Raw genomic sequence first — 22,505 nt, forward strand, 5'->3', positions numbered from 1 at the left:
GCACTCAGAACAGGAAATAACGCTGCGCCATCGGCAGCACCTCGGCGGGCTCGCAGACCAGGAGCTCGCCGTCGGCCCGGACGTCGTAGGTCTCGGGATCGACCTCGATCACCGGGGTGGCGTCGTTGAGCACCATGCTCTTCTTCGAGATGCCGCCGCGGACGTTCTCCACCGCGACCAGCTCCTTCTGCACGCCGAGCCGCTCCCGCAATCCGTCCTCGATGGCGGCCCGGGAGACGAAGGTGAGCGCCGTCGCGTAGGGCACGCGGCCATAGGCGCCGAACATAGGGCGGTAATGCACAGGCTGGGGCGTGGGGATCGAGGCGTTCGGGTCGCCCATGGGCGCGGCCGCGATGCTGCCGCCCTTGAGCACGAGATCGGGCTTCACGCCGAAGAAGGCGGGGCTCCAGAGCACGAGGTCGGCCAGCTTGCCCGGTTCCACCGAGCCGATATGGCGCGATACGCCGTGCGCGATGGCCGGGTTGATCGTGTACTTGGCGACGTAGCGGCGGGCGCGCAAGTTGTCGTTGCCGGAAGTGTCGCCCGGGAGCGCCCCGCGCTGCCGCTTCATCTTGTCCGCCGTCTGCCAGGTCCGGATCACGACCTCGCCGACCCGGCCCATGGCCTGGCTGTCCGAGGACATCATCGAGAGCGCGCCGATATCGTGCAGGATGTCCTCCGCCGCGATCGTCTCGCGCCGGATCCGGCTCTCCGCGAAGGCGAGGTCCTCGGGGATCGAAGGGTCGAGGTGGTGGCAGACCATGAGCATGTCGAGATGCTCGTCGATGGTGTTGCGCGTGTACGGCCGCGTCGGGTTCGTGGACGAGGGCAGGACGTTGGGCAGCCCCGCAACCTTGATGATGTCCGGCGCGTGGCCGCCGCCGGCCCCCTCCGTGTGGAAGGCATGGATCGTGCGGCCCTTGAAGGCCGCGATCGTATCCTCGACGAAGCCCGACTCGTTCAACGTGTCGGTGTGGATCATCACTTGGATGTCGTGCGCATCCGCCACCGACAGGCACGTGTCGATGGCCGCCGGCGTCGTGCCCCAATCCTCGTGGAGCTTGAGCGCGCAAGCCCCGGCCCGAACCATCTCGATCAGGCTCTCCGGGCGCGAGGCGTTGCCTTTGCCGGCAAACGCCAAGTTCATCGGGAAGGTATCGGCCGCCTCGATCATCCGGGCGATGTGCCAGGGGCCGGGGGTGCAGGTGGTGGCGAAGGTGCCGTGCGCCGGCCCGGTGCCGCCGCCGAGCATCGTGGTGACCCCCGAGCACAGGGCCTCCTCGATCTGCTGCGGGCATATGAAGTGGATGTGGCTGTCGAAAGCGCCGGCCGTGAGGATCTTTCCCTCGCCGGCGATCACCTCCGTGCCGGGTCCGACGACGATATCGACGCCGGGCTGCACGTCGGGGTTGCCGGCCTTGCCGATCTTGAAGATGCGGCCGCGCACGAGGCCGACATCGCATTTCACGATGCCCCAATGGTCGAGCACCACTGCGTTGGTGATCACCGTATCGACGGCGCCGTCCGCATTTGTCGCCTGGCCCTGGCCCATCCCGTCGCGGATGACCTTACCGCCGCCGAACTTCACCTCCTCGCCGTAGGTGGTGAAGTCGCGCTCGACGGTGATCTCGAGGGTGGTATCGGCGAGGCGGATCCGGTCGCCCGTGGTGGGGCCGAACATGTCGGCGTAAGCGGCGCGGGGGAGGCGAGCCGGTTTCGGGGTATTCGCCATGGTCAGAGCTTGCCCATCACGTCGCCGCGGAAGCCGTACACAGTCCGCCCGCCCGAGAGCGGCACCAGCACGACCTCCCGGGTCGAGCCGGGCTCGAAGCGCACGGCGGTGCCGGGGGCGATGTCGAGCCGCCGGCCCCGCGCCTTCTCGCGCTCGAACACGAGTCCGGGGTTCACCTCGAAGAAGTGGTAGTGCGAGCCGACCTGGATCGGCCGGTCCCCGGTGTTGGCGACCTCAATCACCGTACGCTCGGCACCGGCATTGAAGACGATCTCGCCGGGCAGCGTCGTCACGGTGCCGGGCACGTCGGCCGAAGCCGCGCCCCGGATCGGGTGGTGGACCGTGACCAGCTTGGTGCCGTCCGGAAAGGTCGCCTCGACCTGGATGTCGTGGATCATCTCGGGGATGCCCGGCATGACCTGATCGGCGGTGAGCACGTTCGCGCCCGCCTGCATCAGCTCGGCCACCGTCCGCCCATCGCGGGCGCCTTCGACCACGAAGTCGCTGATCAGCGCCACGGCCTCGGGATGGTTGAGCTTCACCCCGCGTGCCAGGCGGTTGCGCGCCACTTGGGCCGCCATGGCGATCAGCAGCTTGTCCTTCTCGCGGGGCGTCAGCAGCACGGGAAACCTCGTCGTCGCGGCGGCGGGAGCAAGAATCATGCTCGCGGCGCGGTCAAGACCGACGCATGTCAGTCGGGCATTGCCATGAAGCCCGCGAACAGGTCGGGAAGCGGCTCGCCCCTGATCCTGCTCGGCAGGTCGCGGGGATGAATGAACTCATCCCGGAACCACGGATAGCGAGCAGGATCGAAGGAGGCGCGCAGCCAGTCGATCACGCGACGCACCCGGCCGATCCGCTCGGAATCGGGATGATACGTCAGCCAGATATCCAGGTTGTAGCGCCCGAGATTGTCCACCGGAACGACCTGCGCACCGATGGCAGTCGCGTAGGTCGGCAACAGGCCGATCCCGGCCCCCTTGGCGATCGCCCAATAATACGCGCTGCTGACGTTGATCTTCAGTGTCACCGGGATGTTCTCGGGAAATCCGGTTAGATCCTTGGCGTATTCCTCAAGACGGATCGTTTGGCTCGCAGCCTGCACGACGATGCGGTGACGTTCCAGGTCCGCCGGTTCGGAGGGCAGTCCGTAGAGTTGCTCGTAGCCGCGCCCGGCGTAAGGAATGATGTGCATGCGCCCGAGCTTGACGACCCGCAGGTCTGGGCTCGTCGGCCGTGTCAGCTGGATCGCGACGTCCGCCTCGAGCCTCAGGACATCCGCGGACTCCATGGCGCAACGCAGATCGACCGTCAGTCGGGGATTGGCCCGCTGGAACTCCACCAGTCGCGGCGCCAGCCAGAATGCGCCGAGGCCTTCGGTGACCGCGATGCGTACTTCGCCGGCCTCGGCGAAGGGACTTGCCTCGCCCGCGCGGATCAGCCCGAACGCCGCAGCCTCCATGCGGCAGGCCGAGTCCAGGATGGACTGACCCTCGGCAGTCAAACGGACGCCATCCACGTGGCGGGTGATGAGCGGAGCCCCGATCAGCGCCTCCAGGTCGCCGATCCGCCTCCGGACCGAATTGATCGAGAGGCCGAGCTTTGCGGCCGCCGAACGGAAGCTCCCGCACCGATGCAGGGTCAGGAACACCCAGACACTATGCCAGTCGGGCATCGTGCCGTGGTCGACCTCGACGCGTTCCATCCGGGGAACACCCCTATTTCAAATTATACACATACAGCCGAAGCGCTAGATGCGAAGTGCTGCAGCGTCAATCCGTTTCCGAATGACAGGTCATCCGATGACGGTGCACGTTGCTCGATCCCGTTTCGACGCGCGTGACCATGCTCGATTGAGTGTTTCTTCGCTCGCGCCGGAGCCGCGACATGGGCTCGGTATGATGCAGGTTGGGCGCATCGCCCGACACCTCGTCGTCTTCAGCCCGACTCCGGACGACCTCGGACGGCTCATCGAGGCTGCACGAGTCGATCTCCCCGATCTCGCACCGCTTGCAACGGTGCAGCGGGTCATATCGGCCAATCCCGACAGCGTGGTCGCGATTGCCCAGCGCCATCGGTTCGACGCCGCGGCTCCGCGCGGTGAAGGTTTCATCGCCTGCCTGATGCTCAACGCCGACGGGCTCGCTGCCCTGAAGGCGGGAACGTTCGATGCCGCTGAGCCGCGCGCAGCCCTCTTGGCGGCCCAGCACGAGCGTCCGGCGGCGATCTATGTCTGGGCGGTCTACGCGCGCCGGCGGCTCGCGGGCGGCGTCAGTCTCTTCTTCGACCGCCTGTCGAGCCCGCTCTACCAGGGAGTCGACTTCTATGCCCGGGGCGCGACCCGGGAGGGTGCCGGTCTGCTGACCGCACTTGGCTTCAGGCCCGGCTGCGCGGCGAGCGGTCGGCTCTATCATTTCGCGCGCGCGCCCCTGCCAGACGCGTCGCCCCCCTACGACACCCACCGCCCCGGTATGAGCGGCGTCAGTGTCGCCGTCGCGCGCAGCTTCGAGGATCTCGCCCGTGTCATTTCGCTGCGCGCGGCGGTCTACATGGCCGAGCAGGCCTGCCCCTACGAGGAGGAGTTCGACGGCAACGACCTCTCGGCCACCCATCTGATCGGCTATGCCGGCGACGAGCCGGCGGGCTGCCTGCGGATCCGGTTTTTCGCCGACTTCGCCAAGATCGAGCGCCTCGCCGTGCGGGCCGAGTTCCGCAACACCCGCATGGCCTTCGCGCTGGTCCGTGCCGGAATCGAGCTGGCCCGCATCAAGGGCTATCGCCGCCTGTACGGGCACGCGCAGAAGCGTCTCGTCGGCTTCTGGAGCCGGTTCGGCTTCCGGGTGTTCGAGGGCGCGCAGGAGCTCGTGTTCTCGGACTTCGACTATGTCGAGATGCTGATGGAGGCGGAGGCTCACCCCCAGGCCATCGGGATCGGCGTCGATCCCTACGTGATCATCCGGCCCGAGGGACGCTGGCATAAGGCGGGGGTCCTCGACCGGTCACGCGGCCGCGCCGTGACGCGCCCCTCGTTCGACGGCAGGGTGCCGGCGCGATGATCCGGCACATGAATCCGGCGTTGTATCGCCGGCCGAGCAGCGTTCCGGTCCTGGTCTTGGTCGACATGCAACAGGAATACGAGATTGCCGGTCGACCCCTCGCGCTGCGGGGGATCGCCCCGGCCCTGGAGAATTGCCGCCTCGCCCTGGATCATGCCCGGGACAGCGGCATCCCGGTCGCCTATGTGCGCTGGATCGGTGGGCCGCTGTTCCAGGCGGGGACGCGTTTCGCCCGCTGGATCGAGGGTTTCGAGCCGCATGGCTGCGACATGATCTTCGATCGGGATCGACCGTCCTGCTATGCCAGCCCGGCCTTCGCGGACGCGATGGAGCGCGGCGGCGCGCGGCTGGTGATCGCGGGTTTCGCCGGCGAGGCGGCCTGCCTCGCCACGACGATCGATGGCTTCCATCGGGGTCAGGAGGTCACCTTCCTGGCCGACGCTTCGGCCAGTCACGACCTTGAGGACATAGCGGCCGAGGACATCCACCGCACGGTGAGCGCAGTCATGCGCGCCTTCGCCGATGTCATGGACACGCGATCCTGGATCGCTGGGTCCGCGCCCTTCAAACCCGCGTCAGCCTCTTCGAAACCTTCGGCACGCCAATGATCGATTCAGGCCAGGACGAACGGGACACGGACGGGGTCGGCCCTGGCCACGACGACGCCGCTCTACGCCTCGGACGGCACGCGGTCGGACTGCTTCAGGCCGCCCGTGATCTCGGGGATCTGGGCTTGGTCGCGCAGGCCGAAGCTGTGGCCATGGCGGTCGGATTCGCGCTGGCCGCCCGTCTGTCCGACCAGGATGAAACAGCTGAGGACTAAACGCGGCTCAGCCGTTCAGATCGTTTCGTCATCCCCGGCGGTGAGGCGCATCGCACGCAGCCGCGCCGTGCGCTCGTCGCGCGCCCGCCAATCCGCTTCGAGGGCCGTCCAGAGCGCGACCGCCTCGGGGCTGATCTGCGGTTCGATCGCTTGGCCGGCCTCGGTTGAGCGATCGGTGTGATCGAAGGCGTCCATGTCCGGGTATCCTTCGCTTTGAGCTGCAGCCCGGTATCAGCACACCTCTTTGGCAGTCCAGCCTGAAATTGAGGCAGATGCAGTACAGGCTGCCCGCGAGATCACGCCGGATAGGATGTTTAGCCGATGGGGTCGCTTGCTGTCTTCCATGCAGGGCGAGTCGTACAGCGACGCTCGGACGGACGCCCCGGTCGACACTGCAAATGCTGAAATGCTCCCGCGATCGAACCGGGCGATCATCGGTTTTTTTCGGTCGGATACAATACTTACGTGTGTTCGATCGAACATATTTGCGAACAAAATGTTTCGATCATTTTTAGGCGCTATTAAATAAGATCGATTTAAATTTACGGAGAGAAAATACTTCTAATTAGAATTAATGATTGCGGCAATGATAGATTCGACGACGTCGATTTGTCGTTGCACCGCCACGAGCCGCGGCCCCGCGGCTGCGCCGTCGCCGAGCACGAACGTGCCCTTCTGCCGGCGCGAGTCCCGCAATGTCCGCACGGAGGCGACGATGGTCTGCCGCTCCTCGAGGAGGGCGGCCAGCAACTCGTTCAATCCGTCCAATTCCAGATTCACGGCCATGCGGCGTCCTGGTTTCTCTTCCGCTCGCGGTATCCGACGTAGCGCGAAACGCCTCGGCGATCGCTGGTCGGCGGAGCTTACGCGCCGGCCGCGCCAAAAATCGAGCCGTCCACTGCCGTTCGGCACGCGTCGACGGACCGGTCTTCTGGCCCATTTTCGGCCGAGTTGCGACGGTGCCGCTCACGATCAAGCTGGGCTTTACGAGATCGTACGCCGCGTCCCGCCTCGCCTTCGCCGAGGCGCACCGGTGTCAGGGCGCAGATTGTATGCTAGGGAATGCAATATGGTTGGCGGCACCTTGGCTCGGGGCGGCGGGGCCTGGCCTCGTCCGCTGCCCGACCTCGATGCGGTCAAGGGTCGATGCCGGAGAGGGCTGGCGGACATTGCACCGGGCCTCGGTCGCGTGAGGTCGTCGCGTTGCAACAGGGAGGGAGCCGCAGCGGATGAGGGTTGAACGGAAACCGCGGCGCTTCCGCGGGCTCGTGACCACGTTCCTGGCGCTCGCCATCGTCGCCGGCGGCGCGTATGGCTACACGCGCATCAGCCAGCCTGTCGCCAAGCCGCAGGCGTCCGCGCCGGCACCCGTCCCGGTGACGCTCGGCTCCGTCGATCAGGGGCCGTTCGCGCTGGTGCTCAACGGCCTCGGCACCGTCCAGGCTTACAATACCGTTCAGGTCCGCACCCGCGTCGACGGTGAGATCCAGCAGGTCGCCTTCCGCGAGGGGCAGACCGTTCGGAAGGGCGACATCTTGGTGCAGATCGACCCGCGCCCCTACCAGGCGGCCCTGGATCAGGCGAAGGCCAAGAAGGAGCAGGATACGGCCAACCTCAACAACGCCAAGGCTGATCTTGTCCGCTACACGGGTCTAGGCGCCTACGCGTCAAGGCAGCAGACCGAGACGCAGACCGCACTGGTCGCCCAGCTGACCGCGCAGGTCGCCTCCGACCAGGCCGCGATCGACAACGCGACCACGCAGGTCGGCTACGCCACGGTCCGCGCGCCGATCGACGGCGTCACCGGGTTCCGGCAGGTCGATATCGGTAACATCGTCAACGCGACGGGCCAGTCGGCGATCGTCACGATCACCCAGGTCGAGCCGATCTTCGTGGTGTTCACGGCGCCGGAGGACCAGCTTCCCCCGATCGTCGCGGCGCTGCGCAAGGGGGATGTGCCGGTCGAGGCCTGGAGTTCAGACAGCCTGACCAAGCTCGCGGACGGCAAGCTCGCTTTATTCAACAACCAGGTCGACACGGCGACCGGGACGATCCGCCTGAAGGCCGTTTACGAGAACAAGAATCACGCGCTCTGGCCCGGCCTGTCCGTCTCGACCAAGATGCGGGTCGGCACCGTCGACGTCGCCACGACGGTGCCGGACGATGCCATCCAGCATGGTCCCGACGGCCTGTTCGCATTCGTGATCGATGAATCCGGCCACGCGCATCAGCGCGTCCTGAAGGCGGGGCGCTCCGAGGCCGGCCGGACACAGGTCCTCGGCGGCGATTTGAAACCGGGCGAGCGGGTGGTCACCGGCGGCCAGTACAAGGTCAAGGACGGCAGCCTCGTCGCCGATGCGCACGCAGCGCACACCGCCGACGCGATCGAAGGCCGGCAGGCCGAGGCCGGCCGCTGATGGGGTGGAGTTCCGGCGTGGCGGGCCCGAATCCGCGCGGAGTCCGGCTATGAAAGGCGGTATCTCCGCGCCCTTCATCCGCTTCCCGGTGGCCACCACGCTGATCATGGTCGGCATCCTGTTCCTCGGGATCGTGGCCTATCCGCTGCTGGGGGTCGCGCCGCTCCCGCAGGTGGACTTTCCGACGATCCAGGTCACCGCGCAGCTGCCCGGCGCGAGCCCGGAGACGATGGCGTCCTCTGTGGCGCAGCCCCTGGAACGCCAATTCTCACAGATTCCGGGCGTCTCGCAGATGACCTCGACGAGCTCGCTCGGGATCTCGTCGATCACCGTGCAGTTCGACCTGAACCGTAACATCGACGCCGCCGCCAACGACATCCAGGCTGCGATCAACGCGGCGGGCGGCCAGCTGCCGAAGAATCTTCCGAGCCCGCCGACCTATCGCAAGGTGAATCCGGCCGATTCACCGATCCTGCTGCTGTCGGCGACGTCCGACAGCCTGCCCCTCACCGAGGTGGACGACGCGGTGGACGTGCAGCTCGCCCAGCGCATCAGCCAGATCTCCGGCGTCGCGCAGGTCTTCATCGGCGGGCAGCAGAAGCCCGCGGTGCGGATTCAGGTCGATCCGGCCAAGCTCGTGGCCAAGGGCCTGTCGCTGGAGGACGTGCGGACGCCGCTCTCGCTCACCACGGTCAACAACCCCAAGGGCAGCATCGACGGGGCGAGCCACAGCTACACGATCTATGCCAATGATCAGCTGACCTTGGCGCAGAACTGGAACGACGTGATCATCGCCTACCGGGACGGCGCGCCCCTGCGGGTACGCGACATCGGGAGCGCGGTGGCCGGACCTGAGGATATCAAGCAGGCGGGCTGGACCAACGGCCAGCGCGGCGTGTTCTTGGTGATCTTCAAGCAGCCCGGTGCCAACGTCATCGACACGGTCGACAGCATCAAGGCGCAGCTGCCGCGGATCACCGCGACCCTGCCCGCCGCGATCAAGATCGGTATCCTAAGCGACCGCACCCAGACGATCCGGGCCTCGGTGGAGGACGTCCAGTTCACGCTGCTCCTGACCATCGCGTTGGTCGTGGCGGTGATCTTCGTTTTCCTACGCAGCTTCTGGGCGACCGTGATCCCGAGCGTGACGGTGCCGCTCGCCCTGCTCGGCGCCTGCGCGCTGATGTGGCTTGCGGGCTATACGCTCGACAACCTGTCGCTGATGGCCCTGACCATCTCGGTCGGCTTCGTGGTGGACGATGCCATCGTCGTCCTGGAAAACATCAGCCGCTACATCGAGGAGGGGATGCGGCCCATGGAGGCCGCCTTCAAGGGCGCGGGCGAGATCGGCTTCACCATCGTGTCGATCTCGGTGTCGCTGATCGCGGTGCTGATCCCGCTGCTGCTGATGGGCGGGATCATCGGCCGCCTGTTCCGCGAATTCGCCGTGGTGCTGTCGATGACGATCGCGGTCTCGGCCTTCGTCGCGCTGACGCTCACGCCGATGATGGCGGCGCGCCTACTCAAGCCGCACGATGCCGAGCGCCATGGGCGCCTGTACCGGATCAGCGAGGCTGCCTTCGAGCGGCTGCTGTCGGCCTACGAGAGCGCCCTCGACGTGGCCCTGCGGTTCCGCTTCGTCACGCTGCTGGTGTTCTTCGCCACGCTGGGGCTGACGGTGTACCTGTTCGTCGCCATCCCGAAAGGCTTCTTCCCGCAGCAGGACACCGGGCTGATCATCGGCGTTACCGAAGCGGCCCAGGACATCTCGTTCTCCGCCATGAAGGAGCGCCAGGAGAAGGTCGGGGCCGTGATCCAGGCCGATCCGGCGGTCGCCACGATCGCCATGGTGATCGGCGGCAACGGCGCGGCGCTGAACTCGGGCCGGATGTACATCACCCTGAAGCCCCGCGACCAGCGGACGGCGGATGCGTTCCAGGTGATCGGCCGGTTGCGGCCCAAGCTCGAGCGGCTGGAGGGCGTTCGCGCATTCCTGCAGGCTTCGCAGGATGTGCGGACCGGCGGCCGCACCTCGCGAACGCAGTTCGAATACACGCTGCAGGACCCCGACCTGGTCGAGCTGAACACCTGGGCGCCGCGCATCCTCGACCGGCTGAAGACGCTTCCCGAGCTGCGCGACGTGGCCACCGACCAGCAGAACCGGGGGACCACCCTGACGCTGGCGATCGACCGCGACGCCGCCTCGCGCTACGGCATCACGCCCCAGCTGATCGACGACACGCTCTACGATGCGTTCGGCCAACGGCAGATCGCGCAGTATTTCACGCAGCTCAACAGCTACCACGTGATCCTCGAAGTGCTCCCGGCGCTTCAAGGCAAGACCGAGAGCCTCGACAGGATCTACATCAAGGCGCCAACCGGCGGTGGGCAGGTGCCGCTGGCCGCCTTCGCCCGCTGGACGACGGATCCCGTGGCCCCGCTCTCCGTCAACCATCAGGGTCAGTTCCCGGCGGTGACGATCAGCTTCAACCTCGCTCCCGACGTGGCGCTCGGGCAGGCGACGGACGCCATCGCTCGGGCGATGCAGGAACTCCAGGTTCCGCCGACCGTGGTCACCGGCTTCCAGGGTACCGCGCAGGCGTTCCAGCAGTCGCTGTCGACGGTCCCGCTGCTGATCCTGGCCGCCCTGTTCGTCGTCTACCTGATCCTCGGCATCCTCTACGAGAGCTTCATCCACCCGATCACCATCCTCTCGACGCTGCCATCGGCCGGTGTCGGTGCCCTGGCGGTGCTGATGTGGGCGGGCTTCGACTTCAGCCTGATCGCGCTCATCGGGATCATCCTGCTCATCGGCATCGTGAAGAAGAACGGCATCATGCTGGTCGACTTCGCCATCGTGGCCGAGCGAGAGGAAGGCTTGGATCCGGAGGCGGCGATCCGGCAGGCGGCCCTGCTGCGGTTCCGCCCGATCCTGATGACTACGATGGCGGCCCTTCTCGGCGGCATCCCGCTGATGATCGCCACCGGGACCGGATCAGAGATCCGGCAGCCGCTCGGCTATGCCATGGTCGGCGGCCTCGCGGTGAGCCAGGTGCTGACGCTGTTCACGACGCCGGTCATCTACATCTACCTCGACCGGCTGGCCCAGAGATTGTCCTTCCGCGACAAGCCCGATGCGGTCGAGGCGCTCGCGACCGAGGAGGTTCGTGGGCCGCAAGCGCTGCGCGCGGCGGAGTAGGGCTCCACGCCAAATGTAACCCGCTTCCGGTTGGCGCGGCGGGACGCCGACCCAGTTCACCCGGCCCCGGCCTCGCCCTGCGAGCCGTTCCGGACGCGAAGGTATCAGGATGGCCGAGACCCTGCCGCTGCGCGGACTGACCGTCCTCGCCCTTGAGCAGGCTGTCGCGGCGCCCTACTGCACCTCGCGCCTGGCCGACGCGGGCGCCCGGGTGATCAAGATCGAGCGCCGTGAGGGCGATTTCGCCCGTGGCTACGATTCCGCCGTAAACGGGCTGGCGAGCTATTTCGTCTGGCTTAACCGTGGCAAGGAGAGCCTCGTCGCCGACGTCAAGGATCCGGACGATGCCCGCCTGCTGCACGCGATCCTGGCCGAGGCCGACGTGTTCATTCAGAACGTCGCCCCCGGGGCCGCCGCCCGCGCGGGCTTCGGCTCGGCGGCGCTTCGGGCACGCTATCCGCGGCTGATCACGGTCGACATCTCCGGTTACGGCGCCGGCCACGCCTACAGCGACATGAAGGCCTACGACCTGCTGGTCCAGGCCGAGAGCGGCTTGGCGGGCATCACCGGGCACCCGGCCGGGCCGGGTCGCGTCGGCGTCTCGGTCTGCGATATCGCCTGCGGAATGAACGCGCACGCCGCGGTGCTGGAGGCACTGATCGCCCGGGGCATCTCCGGGCAGGGTTGCGCCCTGGAGGTCAGCCTGTTCAGCGCTGCGGCCGACTGGATGAACGTCCCGCTGCTCTATTTCGAGGGCACTGGCCGCGCGCCGCAGCGGGTCGGCCTCGCTCATCCCTCGATCTCGCCGTACGGCGCCTACCCCACGGCGGATGACCGCCTCGTGCTGATCTCGATCCAGAACGAGCGCGAATGGGCGAATTTCTGCGACCGGGTGCTGGACGAGCCAGACCTTGCCCGGGCCGAGGGTTTCTCGTCGAACAACGCCCGCGTGGCCAACCGGGCCGCGGTTGACCTGCGCGTCGGCGCGGTCCTGGTGCGGCTGAGCCGCGACGAAGCCGCCTCCCGGCTGAAGGCCGCCGGCACCGCCTACGGCTTCGTGAACACGCTGGCCGACCTCGCCGCGCATCCGGCGCTCCTGCGCGCCGAAGTCGAGACGCCGGACGGCCCGGCGTGCATCGTCGCGCCGCCCGTCCTGATCGATGGGAAGGTCCGGGCTTTGGGCCGGGTGCCGGATATCGGGGAGCACAATGCGCGCATCCGGGCGGGGTTCGCGTCCCGCGGTCGAGCCCTAGATTGAGAGCGCAACGTCAGATCTGGAGGAGACGATGAGGCTGGACGGTAAGGTCGCGATCGTGACGGGGGCCGGGAGCGGTTTCGGCGCCGGCATCGCCCAGCGCTTCGCCGCCGAGGGCGCACGCGTCGCCTGCGTGGACATCGACCGGGGCGCGGCCGAGCGGGTGGCGAACGGCATCGGCGCGAACGCGATCCCGATCGCCGCGGATGTCGGGGCCGCATCGGATGTCGAGGCCAGCGTCGCCGAGACCCGGGAGCGGTTCGGAGTCCCGCATATCCTCGTCAACAACGCCGGCACCACCCATCGCAACAAGCCGCTGATGGAGGTCACTGAGGACGAATTCGACCGCGTGTTCCGGGTGAACGTGAAGTCGATCTTCCACTCCGTCCGCGCGATCACACCACTGATGCGCGACAACGGCGGCGGCGTGATCCTGAACGTCAGCTCCACGGCCGCTCTGCGGCCGCGGCCGGGACTGACTTGGTACAACGCTTCCAAAGGCGCGGCGAGCCTCGCCTCCAAATCCCTGGCCCTGGAGCTGGCCCCCTGGAAGATCCGGGTCAACGCCCTGTGCCCGGTGATGGGCGCCACGGGCCTCCTCGAACAGTTCATGGGCCTGCCCGACACCCCGGAGAATCGCGAGCGATTCATCGCGACGATTCCGCTGGGGCGGATGTCCCAGGCGAGCGACCTGGCGGCGGCGGCCCTGTTCCTGGCCTCCGACGAGGCGGCGTTCATCACCGGGATCGACCTGCCGGTCGACGGCGGCCGCACGGCCTGAGGAGCGTTTCGGCATGGAAGCCTATACCGAGATCCGCGAGGCGGTGGCCAAGCTCTGCGCGGGCTTTCCCGGCCCATATTGGCGGGCGCTCGACCGCGAGATGGCCTATCCGACCGCGTTCGTGAACGCCCTGAGCGAGAGCGGCTATCTCTCTGTCCTGATCCCCGAGGAATACGTCGGGGCCGGCCTGCCGCTCTCCGCCGCGGCGGCGATCCTCGAGGAGGTTCAGCGGGCGGGCTGCAACGGCGGCGCCTGCCACGCGCAGATGTACACGATGGGCACGCTCCTCCGGCATGGGTCGGATGAGCAGAAGGCCGCGTACCTGCCCGCCATCGCGGAGGGGCGCCTGAGGCTCCAGGCCTTCGGGGTGACAGAGCCGACCTCCGGGACCGACACCGGCAGCCTCAAGACCACCGCGCGACTCGAGGGCGACCACTACGTGGTCAACGGTCGGAAGATCTGGACCAGCCGGGCCGAGCATTCGGACCTGATGCTGCTGCTCGCCCGCACCACGCCGCGCACCGAGGGCATGAAGCGCACGGACGGCTTGTCGGTGCTGCTCGTCGACATGCGCGAGGCGCGAGGCAACGGCCTTACCATCCGGCCGATCCGAACGATGATGAACCACGCCACCACGGAGGTGTTCTTCGACAACCTTCGCGTGCCGGCGCAAAACCTGATCGGCGAGGAGGGCAGGGGCTTCCGCTACATCCTGTCCGGCATGAACGCCGAGCGTATCCTGATCGCCGCGGAATGCGTCGGCGACGCGAAGTGGTTCATCGACAGGGCGAAGACCTACGCGGGCGAGCGAGCGGTGTTCGGTCGGCCGATCGGCGCCAATCAGGGCGTGCAGTTTCCGATCGCCAAGGCCTACGCGAACATGCGCGCGGCCGAGCTGATGGTCCGCGAGGCGCTCAGCCTCTACGAGGGCGGCGCCAACCCTGGGGCCGAAGCCAACATGGCAAAGATGCTGGCCGCCGACGCTTCGTTCGAAGCTGCCAATGCCTGCATCCAGACCCATGGCGGCTTCGGCTTCGCCGAGGAATACGATGTGGAGCGCAAGTTCCGCGAGACGCGCCTTTACCAGGTCGCGCCGATCTCCACGAACCTGATCCTCGCCTACCTGTCCGAGCACGTGCTCGGCATGCCGCGCTCGTATTGACATGACCGACCTTGCCGCCTGGATCGGTCGCAGCCGCGAGAGTTCCGACCTCGTCACCCCGCGGCTGCTGGCCGAGTTCCGGGCGACCTTCGCGCCGCATCTCGCGCCCGTGCAGGATGGGGTCGCACCGCCAGCCTTGCACTGGTGCCTCGCACCCGAGACGCCGCTGGCCGACGCCCTCGGGCCGGACGGGCACGCGGCCAGGGGCGGGTTCCTGCCCCCAGTGGAACTGCCAAGGCGCATGTGGGCTGGGGGGCAGATCGAGACCCTGACGGATCTGCATGAGGGCGATCTCATCACGCGCACCGAAACCGTGCGGAACATCGACTTCAAGGAAGGACGAAGCGGCAGACTGTGCTTCGTCACCGTCGATCACACGCTCGCTACCGCCCGCGGAGACGCGATCCGCGAGCGGCAGGACATCGTCTACCGGGAGGCGGCCGGTGCGCAGACCAGCGCGGGTGTCGCGCCGGAGCGCGGAGATGCGGAAGCGTATGAACGCAACTGGGCCGTATCGGCGACACCGACGCTGCTGTTCCGTTACTCGGCCATGACCTTCAACGGCCATCGCTTTCACTATGATCAGCCCTACGCCACGCAGGTCGAAGGCTACGCCGACCTTGTCGTGCATGGGCCGTTGCAGGCGACGCTCCTGATGAATCTCGCCGCAACGCTGATCGGCCGCGTGCCGCGGACGTTCGCGTATCGGGGCCTGTCACCCATGACGGCCAACCAGACGTTTCGCGTCTGCGGGCGCCGCACCGAAGGCGGGTTCGAGGGCCTGACTCTCGATGAGGATGGCCGCGTCTGCATGCGGGCGCAGGCCGCAATGTAAAGGCGGACGACGCGGCCTCCGACCGGGCGTCCTCCGTTCCTGACCCGCGGCGGCCCAGCGCTTGCTGAACCTCGAGACACCTTCGGTTTTCGCCTCGCCCGGGGACCAGGGTCCAACCCGCGGCGTCATCCCGAGTCGGCGACGCAAGGCGACGCCCTGGAAGGAGACCTCCAGCTGTCGCGGCGACTTCCGGATGCCTCCTTTGGAGGCCGCCGACGCGGCCTCCTCAGGGTGAGGTGAGGGCGGGGATGCCCGGGCGATGGTGGCCCGCTCAGGCGAGCTTTAGGCCGACGTCGACGTTGCCACGGGTGGCGTTCGAGTACGGGCAGACCTGGTGGGCGGCGTCCACGAGCTTCTGCGCGTCGGCCCGGTCGAGGCCCGGGAGGCTGATCGTCAGGTCAGCCGTGATACCGAAGCCGCCCTCGGAGCGCGGACCGATGCCGACATCTGCGGTGACGCTCGTATCGGCCGGCACCTTGAGCTTCAGCGAGGGGGCGACCGCCTTCATGGCGCCGAGGAAGCAGGCCGAGTAGCCGGAGGCGAAGAGCTGCTCCGGATTGGCGCCCGGACCGCCCGCACCGCCGAGCTCCTTAGGGGTCGAGAGCTTGACCTCGAAGCTGCCGTCGGCGGTCCGGGCAGCGCCGTCGCGGCCTCCGGTGGCGGTCGCTGTGGTGCGGTACTTGACGTCTACGGACATGGACGATCTCCGGTTGCAGAAAGAGAGTCGGCATCTAGCGCCGTCACATCCCCCACATAGCCCAGAAATCGATTGTGCGCAATCTAATTCACGGGGTGACCAGTGCGAAGCGGTCGACGTCCACGAGACCCTTGTCGGTGATCTTGAGGTGGGGGATCACCGGCAGCGGCAGGAACGCCACCTGCAGGAACGGCTCGGGCAAGACGACCCCGAGACTTCGCGCCGCCGCCCGCAGCGTCACGAGCGACTGGCGGATCGCGTCGAACGGCATCAGGCTCATCAGGCCGGCGAGCGGGAGGGCGATCTCGGCGAGCACGCGGCCGCCCTCCACCACGACGAAGCCGCCCTCGATCGCGCCCAGCCGATTGACCGCCGCCGCCATGTCGGATTCGTCCGCGCCGACCACCGTGATGTTGTGGCTGTCATGCCCGACCGACGAGGCGATGGCGCCGCGTTTGAGGCCGAAGCCCTTCACGAAGGCCACGCCGATGCCGCGCTCCCCCGGCGCCGTCTTTCCGTGCCGCTCCACCACGGCGACCTTGATGACGTCCTGCTCAAGGTCGATCCGTCGCTCGCCGCCGGAATACGGTAGGCTCAGGTCGTAGCGCAGGGTGATGATCTTGCCGGGCACAACGCCGATCACCGGTGTCGACGGCCCGGATCCCGGGGCCGCGAAATCCGTCGCCGTCACTTGGCGGGCCCGGACGCTGCCGCGGCCGATCGGCTCGATGGCGGGCCGATCCGCGAACAGCGCCGAGTCCACGGGCCGCCCGGCGCTGAAGACCTGGGAGACGCGGCAAGCCAGAAAATCGTCGAGGACGACGAGATCTGCGCGCTGGCCCGGCGCCACGAGCCCCCGGTCGTGCAGGCAGAAGGCCCGGGCAGCCGACCACGATGCCGCTCGGTAGGCGGCGAGCGGCGGGGCTCCCAGGGCGATGGATGTGCGGATGACGTAATCGAGATGTCCCTCCTCGGCGATGTCGAGGGGGTTCCGGTCGTCGGTGCAGAAGGCCAGGAACGGCGCCGTGCGCTCGGTCAGGATCGGCGCCAGAGCGTGCAGATCCTTGGAGACGGAGCCCTCGCGGATCAGCACGGTCATGCCCTTGGAGAGCTTCTCCAGGGCCTCCTCGGGCGTCGTCGCCTCGTGCTCGGTGCGGATGCCGGCCGCGATGTAGCCGTTGAGCCCGGCGCCGCGCAGCAGCGGCGCGTGGCCGTCGATGTGCCGGCCCTGGAAGGCCGCGAGCTTCTCCAGCGCGCCCGGGTCGCCCGCGAGCACGCCCGGGAAGTTCATGAACTCGGCGAGCCCGATCACCTTCCGGTGGCTGGCGAAGGGCAGCAGGTCCGCGGCGGTGATCCGGGCGCCCGATGTCTCGAGGTGGTCGGTTGCCGGCACGCAGGAGGAGAGCTGCACCCGCAGATCCATCGCCAGGGTCTCGGCGGATTCCAGGAACCACCTGAAGGCCGCCATGCCCAGCACGTTGGCCATCTCGTGCGGGTCGCAGACCCCCGTGGTGACCCCGTGCGGCAGGACGCAGCGCTCGAATTCCTGCGGCGGCATCAGCGAGGATTCGACATGGAAATGGGTGTCGATGAAGCCCGGCACGACGACCTTGCCGCCGACATCGACCTCTCGCCGGCCCCGATAGTGGCCGTAGGTTCCGACGATGCGGTCGCCGCAGATCGCGATGTCGGAGGCGACGAGGTCGCCGGTCACAAGGTCGAGGAAGCGGCCGCCCTTGAGCACGAGGTCGGCTTCGGTCCGGCCCTGGCCCTGGTCGATGGCCCGCCGCAGGAAATCCACCTGTCCCATCGCGCGCGTGCCCCTTCGTGCGCCCCGGCATCTGCCAGGAGCATGCCACGGCTCCCCCCGGTTCGGCGACGCTTGCAGCCGCGCGGCGGTGGGAGCAGAAGCCCCGTACCTTTGAAACGATCGAATCCCGCGATGCCCGCTTATCGTTCCCGCACCACCACCCATGGCCGCAACATGGCCGGCGCCCGCGGCCTCTGGCGCGCCACCGGCATGAAGGATGGCGATTTCGGCAAGCCGATCATCGCCGTGGTCAACTCGTTCACGCAGTTCGTGCCCGGCCACGTCCACCTGAAGGATCTCGGCCAACTCGTGGCCCGGGAGATCGAGAAGGCCGGCGGCGTCGCCAAGGAGTTCAACACCATCGCGGTCGATGACGGCATCGCGATGGGTCACGACGGCATGCTGTACTCGCTGCCCTCGCGGGAGCTGATCGCCGATTCCGTCGAGTACATGGTCAACGCGCACTGCGCCGACGCGATGGTGTGCATCTCGAACTGCGACAAGATCACCCCCGGCATGCTCATGGCCTGCCTGCGGCTGAACATCCCGACCGTGTTCGTCTCGGGCGGCCCGATGGAGGCCGGCAAGGTTCAGCTGTCCGGCATCGCCAAGAAGGTCGATCTCGTCGACGCCATGATCGCAGCGGCCGACGACCGGATCTCCGATGCCGATGTCGAGGTGATCGAGCGCTCCGCCTGCCCGACCTGCGGGTCGTGCTCGGGCATGTTCACGGCGAACTCGATGAACTGCCTCACCGAGGCGCTCGGGCTGGCGCTGCCAGGCAACGGCTCGGTGCTGGCCACCCATGCCGACCGTAAGCGCCTGTTCGTGGAGGCCGGCCACCTGATCGTCGACCTCGCCCGCCGCTACTACGAGCAGGACGACGTGGGCGTGCTGCCGCGCGCGGTCGCGAGCTTCAAGGCGTTCGAGAATGCCATGACCCTCGACATCGCCATGGGCGGCTCGACCAACACGGTTCTGCACCTGCTGGCCGCCGCCCACGAGGGCGAAGTGCCGTTCACGATGGCGGATATCGACCGGCTGTCCTGTCGGGTGCCGGTCCTGTGCAAGGTCGCGCCGGCGGTGGCCAACGTCCACATGGAGGACGTTCATCGCGCCGGCGGGATCATGGGCATCCTGGGCGAACTCGATCGCGCCGGGCTGATCGACACGGAGGTCGGCAATGTCGCCGCCGGGACGCTCGGCGCGGCTCTGGCGCGCTGGGACGTGCGCGGCGAACCGAGCGCCTCGGTCGAGACCTTCTACCGCGCTGCCCCGGGCGGCGTGCCGACGCAGGTAGCCTTCAGCCAGGAATCCCGCTTCGACGCGCTCGACCTCGACCGGGAGAGCGGTGTGATCCGCGACGCCGCACACGCCTACTCGCAGGATGGCGGCCTCGCGGTGCTTTACGGCAACCTGGCCGAGCAGGGTTGCATCGTGAAGACCGCGGGCGTCGATGCCTCGATCCTCACCTTCGCGGGCCCGGCCCGGGTGTTCGAGAGCCAGGATGCGGCGGTGGACGGGATCCTTAACGGCAAGGTCTCGGCCGGCGAGGTCGTGCTGATCCGCTATGAGGGCCCGCGCGGCGGCCCCGGCATGCAGGAGATGCTGTACCCGACGAGCTACCTGAAATCGAAGGGGCTCGGCAAAGCCTGCGCCCTCGTGACGGACGGGCGCTTCTCCGGCGGCTCCTCGGGCCTGTCGATCGGCCATGTCTCCCCGGAGGCGGCCGAGGGCGGCCTGATCGCCCTCGTTCGCGACGGCGACATCATCGCCATCGACATCCCGGCCCGCAGGATCCGCCTCGACGTTGAGACGGCCGAGCTGGAGCGGCGTCGCGCCGAGCAGGAGGCGGTCGGCTGGCAGCCGGCGAGCCCGAGGAAGCGCAAGGTCAGCGCGGCCCTGCGCGCCTACGCGATGCTGACGACCAGCGCTGCCCATGGGGCGGTGCGCCGGGCCTGATCAGCGGAAGGCGAAGATCAGTATGGCGGCCGTGGCCAGAAGGGCCGCGGTTACGAAGCCGCGGAAGAGTGGCTCGGCGACTCCGCCGGGCTGTGCCGCGGGTTCGAGCGCCGGTGCAGGCGGCACGACGTGGCCAAGGGCTGACAGCATCAGCGGCTCGATCGCCGCGTAGCCGGCCGGGCTGAGATGCAGCCCATCGGTGCCGTATTCCTCGCGGAGTGCGCCGGATTCGTTTGCCAGCACGGCATGGTAGTCGATGAAGGTCGCGCCGTGCGCGTGCGCATGTTCGCGCAGCCACGCGTTGACCGCCGCGATCATGGCGGGAGCGTCCTTCACCTCCGGGTTCCAGGGGATCCGTGCGGCCGGCATGATCGAGCCGATCCAGGCCTTCACACCCATCGCCCGCGCCTCATCGAGCATGCCGGCCAGCGTCCGGGCGATCTCCTCGGCGGGGACGAAGAATCCCTCGTTGCGGCCGATATCGTTGACGCCGCACAGCAGATGCACGCCCTGGGCGCCGGTCTCCTCGAGGTCCCGGCGGAACCGCATGGTGATCCAGCGTGCGGTCTGGCCGGAGCCGCCCCGCGGGATCAGGTCGTAGGCCTCGAAGGTCCCGGCCCTGTGGAAGCCCCACAGTTCCGTGATCGAGTCCCCGATGAAGACGATCGGCGCGACCAAGACCTACCCCTGTGCGGATGGTGCTGAGGCGGCGCCGAGCAGGTCGGCGACCTCCGCCTGAAGCCGGTCGGCCATCAACTGTCGGCCCTCCGAGGTGACGTGCACGATGTCGGTGAACAGGAACCGGGCATCGTCCTCGAACATCCGGCTCAGGTCCCGGATCGAGAACGGTCCCTGCGCGAGCCCCTGGGCTTCGAGCCGGCCGAGCACCTGCTCGATCCGGTCGTATTGCCGGTCGAGATAGGCCAGGAACGCGCCGGAGGCCGCGTTCTGCTCGTCACCGACCCGTTCCGACTTGCGGACGATGGCCGGCTGGAGGACGAACCGGACCGGCGCCCCGATCCCGCCGGAAAGACGGGCGAGGCGCTTCAGCGCCAGCTCGAACTGGCGCACCACCTCCCATTCCCAGATGTCCGACTGCCAGTTCGTCAGCGCCCGGAGATTGGCGAGGCGGCCGAAGATCAACTGCTCGAGGCTATCGTAAGACAGTGCCTCGACGTCCTGCTCGGTCTTCCTCTGGTCGAAGAAGAAGTCGGACAGGCACTCACTGGCGAAGTGGTTGTACGGATAGCCCGCCCGCGGGTCGAAGCTCCAGGGCTGGAAGATGTCGGTCGCACCTCCGACGACGAAGATCATGTCGGGCTGGAGATCCATCAGCCGTGTCGTGATCAGGGCGATCATCTGATTCAGGCAGGCCGAGACCGCGCCGAAATTGTAGACGCGTGCACCCTCGCCGTGCACGCGCTTGAGCCCGGATTCCAGGCGTCCCGGAATGGTGTCGGCGAAAACCTGCCCCTCGACGAGGGTGCTGTCGCCGACCACGAACACACGCAACGTCTCCGTGGCCGGGCGCCCCTCGGGGTGGATGTCGTTGCGGTAGCCGAGGGCATCGAAGCGCCAGCCCTTCTCGGCGCTCGGCGCCAGGGGCTTGCCGGCGAAATGCGTATAGGGTGCCGGGAAGCGGATGTTCGAATCGAAGGCGTGGAAGCTCTGCAGAAATTTGCGGCGTCGCGCGCGCTCGGCATCGTCAGGGGCGCTGGCCATGCTGGGTCTCCCACCCGGTCGGATGTACTACTCTGGTCCGGCACGCGGATCGCCCCGCGAGCGTCGCGGCCAGGTAACTGGCGAGGCGTCTCCGCCTTCTCAGCAGCGGAGCGTCGCGTGGTTTTCCAGGAACCAACCGTAGGTCTGTCGCAGGCCGTCTTCGAGGCCGATCTCCGGCCGCCACCCCATGGCGGTGAGGCGCGACACGTCCATCAGCTTGCGCGGTGTCCCGTCCGGCTTCGTCGCGTCGAACTCCAGGCGGCCCGCGTAGCCGATCACACGTGCCAGCGCCTCAGCCAGTTCGCGGATGGTGCAATCCGCGCCGGTGCCGACGTTGATATGCGACAGGTCCGGCCGGGTGTTGGCCGCGTAGACCGCGTCGTCCATCCCCATCACGAACACGCTGGCCCGGGCCATGTCGTCAACGTGCAGGAACTCGCGCATCGCACGGCCTGTGCCCCAGACCGTGACGCTCGGTCGGCCCTCGTCCTTCGCCTCGTGCAGGCGGCGCATCAGAGCCGGCAGGACGTGGGCGTTCTCGGGATGGAAGTTGTCGTTCGGCCCGTACAGGTTGGTCGGCATGACGCTGCGGTAGCGTCGCCCGTATTGCCGGTTGTAGCTCTCGCACATCTTGATCCCGGCGATCTTGGCGATGGCGTAGGGCTCGTTGGTCGGCTCCAGAAGCCCGGTCAGCAGCGCGTCCTCGCGCATCGGCTGCGCCGCAAGCTTCGGGTAGATGCACGACGACCCCAGGAACAGCAGCCGGTCGACATCGGCCACGTGCGCGGCGTGAATGAGGTTCGCCTGGATCAGCAGGTTCTCGTGGATGAACTCCGCCGGGTAGGTGTTGTTGGCGTGGATGCCGCCGACCTTGGCAGCAGCAAGGTAGACCTGGTCGATGCGCTGGTCGGCGAAGAACCGGCGGACCGCGGCCTGATCGAGCAGGTCGAGCGCCTGCCGGTCCGCCGTGAGGATCCGCTCATGGCCGAGCGCGCGCAAGCGACGCACGATCGCTGAGCCGACCATTCCGCGGTGGCCCGCCACGAAGATGGTC

20 protein-coding genes are annotated in these 22,505 nt (G+C 67.8%); 10 read left to right on the top strand and 10 right to left on the bottom strand.

Features of this window, described 5'->3' with window-relative positions:
• Positions 1-4: 4 nt before the first annotated feature.
• The 3 genes from ureC to Q8W67_RS14805 all read right to left on the bottom strand — a co-directional run bounded on the left by ureC (position 5) and on the right by Q8W67_RS14805 (position 3,437).
• On the bottom strand, positions 5-1,732 hold the full coding sequence (gene ureC / locus Q8W67_RS14795; protein ID WP_305546752.1) for an urease subunit alpha: 1,728 nt from the start codon (positions 1,730-1,732) through the stop codon (positions 5-7).
• A 2-nt stretch (positions 1,733-1,734) separates the two neighbouring features.
• On the bottom strand, positions 1,735-2,355 hold the full coding sequence (locus Q8W67_RS14800; protein WP_305546754.1) for an urease subunit gamma: 621 nt from the start codon (positions 2,353-2,355) through the stop codon (positions 1,735-1,737).
• A gap of 68 nt (positions 2,356-2,423) precedes the next feature.
• On the bottom strand, positions 2,424-3,437 hold the full coding sequence (locus Q8W67_RS14805; protein ID WP_305546756.1) for a LysR family transcriptional regulator: 1,014 nt from the start codon (positions 3,435-3,437) through the stop codon (positions 2,424-2,426).
• 193 nt (positions 3,438-3,630) lie between these two features.
• On the opposite strand from Q8W67_RS14805, the gene Q8W67_RS26855 reads away from it, so the two are divergent.
• The 3 genes from Q8W67_RS26855 to Q8W67_RS14820 are packed head-to-tail and all read left to right on the top strand — an operon-like array spanning position 3,631 to position 5,611.
• On the top strand, positions 3,631-4,788 hold the full coding sequence (locus tag Q8W67_RS26855) for a GNAT family N-acetyltransferase (RefSeq protein WP_370693884.1): 1,158 nt from the start codon (positions 3,631-3,633) through the stop codon (positions 4,786-4,788).
• Between the two features lie 8 nt (positions 4,789-4,796).
• Positions 4,797-5,396, top strand: coding sequence for a cysteine hydrolase family protein (locus Q8W67_RS14815; protein WP_305546758.1), 600 nt, complete (start codon positions 4,797-4,799; stop codon positions 5,394-5,396).
• Positions 5,393-5,611, top strand: a complete 219-nt coding sequence (locus Q8W67_RS14820) for a hypothetical protein (RefSeq protein ID WP_305546760.1) — start codon at positions 5,393-5,395, stop codon at positions 5,609-5,611. The genes Q8W67_RS14815 and Q8W67_RS14820 overlap by 4 nt, the downstream gene beginning before the upstream one ends.
• 15 nt (positions 5,612-5,626) lie before the next feature.
• On the opposite strand, the gene Q8W67_RS14825 is transcribed toward Q8W67_RS14820, so the two are convergent.
• Complete coding sequence (locus tag Q8W67_RS14825; RefSeq protein WP_305546762.1) at positions 5,627-5,806, bottom strand: hypothetical protein; 180 nt, start codon at positions 5,804-5,806, stop codon at positions 5,627-5,629.
• 366 nt (positions 5,807-6,172) lie between these two features.
• Positions 6,173-6,397: an HOOK family protein gene (locus tag Q8W67_RS14830; protein WP_305546764.1), complete on the bottom strand. Its 225-nt coding sequence runs from the start codon at positions 6,395-6,397 to the stop codon at positions 6,173-6,175.
• A 443-nt stretch (positions 6,398-6,840) separates the two neighbouring features.
• On the opposite strand from Q8W67_RS14830, the gene Q8W67_RS14835 reads away from it, so the two are divergent.
• From Q8W67_RS14835 to Q8W67_RS14860, 6 genes are all read left to right on the top strand, one after another.
• The gene (locus Q8W67_RS14835) at positions 6,841-8,028 is read left to right on the top strand and encodes an efflux RND transporter periplasmic adaptor subunit (protein WP_305546766.1); all 1,188 of its coding nucleotides are present in this window, start codon (positions 6,841-6,843) and stop codon (positions 8,026-8,028) included.
• A 49-nt stretch (positions 8,029-8,077) separates the two neighbouring features.
• Positions 8,078-11,227 (top strand): efflux RND transporter permease subunit, encoded by a 3,150-nt coding sequence (locus Q8W67_RS14840; protein ID WP_305546768.1) that lies wholly within the window; start codon positions 8,078-8,080, stop codon positions 11,225-11,227.
• Positions 11,228-11,336: 109 nt separating this feature from the next.
• Entirely contained in the window at positions 11,337-12,485 is a 1,149-nt protein-coding gene (locus tag Q8W67_RS14845) for a CaiB/BaiF CoA-transferase family protein (RefSeq protein ID WP_305546770.1), read from the top strand.
• Positions 12,486-12,513: 28 nt separating this feature from the next.
• Positions 12,514-13,263 (top strand): glucose 1-dehydrogenase, encoded by a 750-nt coding sequence (locus Q8W67_RS14850; protein WP_305546772.1) that lies wholly within the window; start codon positions 12,514-12,516, stop codon positions 13,261-13,263.
• A 13-nt stretch (positions 13,264-13,276) separates the two neighbouring features.
• The gene (locus Q8W67_RS14855; protein ID WP_305546774.1) at positions 13,277-14,425 is read left to right on the top strand and encodes an acyl-CoA dehydrogenase family protein; all 1,149 of its coding nucleotides are present in this window, start codon (positions 13,277-13,279) and stop codon (positions 14,423-14,425) included.
• 1 nt (position 14,426) lies between these two features.
• Positions 14,427-15,260 (top strand): MaoC family dehydratase N-terminal domain-containing protein, encoded by an 834-nt coding sequence (locus Q8W67_RS14860; RefSeq protein WP_305546776.1) that lies wholly within the window; start codon positions 14,427-14,429, stop codon positions 15,258-15,260.
• A 271-nt stretch (positions 15,261-15,531) separates the two neighbouring features.
• Here the strand turns inward: Q8W67_RS14860 and Q8W67_RS14865 are convergent, their stop codons facing one another.
• Both Q8W67_RS14865 and ade read right to left on the bottom strand, forming a co-directional pair.
• A complete protein-coding gene (locus Q8W67_RS14865; RefSeq protein WP_305546778.1) occupies positions 15,532-15,957 on the bottom strand; it encodes an organic hydroperoxide resistance protein in 426 nt (141 codons plus the stop codon).
• 88 nt (positions 15,958-16,045) lie between these two features.
• Positions 16,046-17,767 carry an adenine deaminase gene (gene ade / locus Q8W67_RS14870; RefSeq protein ID WP_305546780.1) on the bottom strand — a complete coding sequence of 574 codons (1,722 nt, stop codon included), beginning with the start codon at positions 17,765-17,767 and terminating at the stop codon, positions 16,046-16,048.
• A gap of 132 nt (positions 17,768-17,899) precedes the next feature.
• On the opposite strand from ade, the gene ilvD reads away from it, so the two are divergent.
• Positions 17,900-19,729, top strand: a complete 1,830-nt coding sequence (gene ilvD / locus Q8W67_RS14875; protein ID WP_305546782.1) for a dihydroxy-acid dehydratase — start codon at positions 17,900-17,902, stop codon at positions 19,727-19,729.
• Here ilvD and Q8W67_RS14880 read toward each other — a convergent pair whose 3' ends face one another.
• The 3 genes from Q8W67_RS14880 to Q8W67_RS14890 all read right to left on the bottom strand — a co-directional run.
• Entirely contained in the window at positions 19,730-20,407 is a 678-nt protein-coding gene (locus Q8W67_RS14880) for a GDSL-type esterase/lipase family protein (protein WP_305546785.1), read from the bottom strand. It lies immediately after the preceding gene.
• Positions 20,408-20,410: 3 nt separating this feature from the next.
• Positions 20,411-21,451, bottom strand: a complete 1,041-nt coding sequence (locus Q8W67_RS14885; RefSeq protein ID WP_305546788.1) for an SGNH/GDSL hydrolase family protein — start codon at positions 21,449-21,451, stop codon at positions 20,411-20,413.
• 99 nt (positions 21,452-21,550) lie between these two features.
• A partial coding sequence (locus Q8W67_RS14890) for a GDP-L-fucose synthase (protein ID WP_305546790.1) occupies positions 21,551-22,505 on the bottom strand: 955 nt, incomplete at its 5' end.

The sequence above is a fragment of the Methylobacterium sp. NEAU K genome, assembly GCF_030700285.1.
Classification (GTDB): Bacteria; Pseudomonadota; Alphaproteobacteria; order Rhizobiales; family Beijerinckiaceae; genus Methylobacterium.